We start from the raw sequence: 1,911 nt of genomic DNA, 5'->3' as shown, positions 1-1,911 counted from the left end.
AAGAAGTTGAATAAAAAATAGAAAGGAGGGAGAAAGTGAAAATGCTAAGAAAAATCATAAGCCTTGTATGTCTCTTTAGTATCTTACTTACCCCTTTGGCTCCTTTAGTGAGTGCAGAAGAAGTTAAATCAGCAGATGAGATATATAATGGAATAGCTAAGGTGGAAGAAACCAATCCATCCCAAGTTATAGCTATATACTTAGAAGGGTATGAACTATACCCTGAGGATGAGAGATTTGAAAACTATATCATTGAACATCTTGAGGAAATACTTAACTGGTCTAAGGATAATGAGCAAAGCAACCAGTGGGAGGAAGCCCTAAGGGGATATAAAGTCATTATAGATATTGCTGAAAATCATAATGAAAATAATGGCATAATTGTACCGGAGGAAATACTTATTCAATGCCAAAAAGCTATGGAAGTTCTTAGTTTAGCAGACATCAATGATAACCTAGTGGAAGAAGTAGAACAAAGTGATGAATCTTCAGAGAAATTATTAGAGGATACTTCCAAGGAACAAGGAGAACAATCAGTAGAAGAAATAGAAAAAACTAATAAACCTACTGATGCACCTGAAAGTGCATTAGAAGAGGAAGTCCTAGAGAAAACACCAGCATCGGTAACTATGTCCAATAAAGGTGGGGATGATTCAGCTAAAGAAGAGTTGCTCATTAAGGCACAGAATTCTCCTTATGCTAGTGAGAAATTCAACCTGTATATAAAAGGATATGAGTTATATCCTAGTGATGATAGATTTAGAGAAGGCGTAGCCAGCAGTGCAGTAAACATACTAAATCTAGGGAAAAAGTATCATAATCAGGGAAATTTTGATGCTGCAGTAAATTACTATGATCGAATTATAGATGTAGATTCAGTGCCAAAGGAGATTAGAGAAACTGCACAGAAGAATAAGGCTTTGGCTCAAGCGGATAAGATGTATACCCAAGCGCAGAATTCTCCTTATGCCAGTGAGAAGTTCAACCTATATATCCAAGGATATGAGTTATATCCAAATGATAATAGATTTAAAGAAGGCATATCTAGCAGTGCAATAAATATGCTAAATTTAGGGAAAAACTACCACAAACAAGGAAACTTTGATACAGCAATAGGTTATTACAATGCCATCTTAAATGCTCCAGCAGTACCTAAAGAAACAATAGATATGGTAAACAGGTATCAAGAATTGGCAAAGAGCAAAGAAATATTGCTAACAGAGAATGAATTATATAATAAAGCTAATAATTCACCCTATGCAAGTGAGAAATTCAACCTGTATATAAAAGGATATGAGTTATACCCAAATGATAGTAGATTTAAAGAAGGTGTAGCCAGCAGTGCAGTAAGCATACTAAATCTAGGGAAAAAGTATCATAATCAGGGAAATTTTGATGCTGCAGTAAATTACTATGATCGAATTATAGATGTAGATTCAGTGCCAAAGGAGATTAGAGAAACTGCACAGAAGAATAAGGCTTTGGCTCAAGCGGATAAGATGTATACCCAAGCGCAGAATTCTCCTTATGCCAGTGAGAAGTTCAACCTATATATCCAAGGATATGAGTTATATCCAAATGATAATAGATTTAAAGAAGGCATATCTAGCAGTGCAATAAATATGCTAAATTTAGGGAAAAACTACCACAAACAAGGAAACTTTGATACAGCAATAGGTTATTACAATGCCATCTTAAATGCTCCAGCAGTACCTAAAGAAACAATAGATATGGTAAACAGGTATCAAGAATTGGCAAAGAGCAAAGAAATATTGCTAACAGAGAATGAATTATATAATAAAGCTAATAATTCACCCTATGCAAGTGAGAAATTCAACCTGTATATAAAAGGATATGAGTTATACCCAAATGATAGTAGATTTAAAGAAGGTGTAGCCAGCAGTGCAGTAA

Annotated in this window: 1 protein-coding gene; it reads left to right on the top strand. The window is 34.6% G+C overall.

The genetic code is table 11. The features are described from left to right. Positions 1-35: 35 nt before the first annotated feature. On the top strand, positions 36-1,911 hold a 1,876-nt coding region (locus tag NSA47_RS15265), incomplete at its 3' end, for a tetratricopeptide repeat protein (protein ID WP_257533555.1).

This window comes from Irregularibacter muris, assembly GCF_024622505.1.
Taxonomy (GTDB): domain Bacteria; phylum Bacillota; class Clostridia; order Eubacteriales; family Garciellaceae; genus Irregularibacter; species Irregularibacter muris.
The sequence above is the reverse complement of the archived record's forward strand: the minus strand, read 5'-3'. Positions and strand labels throughout refer to the sequence as shown.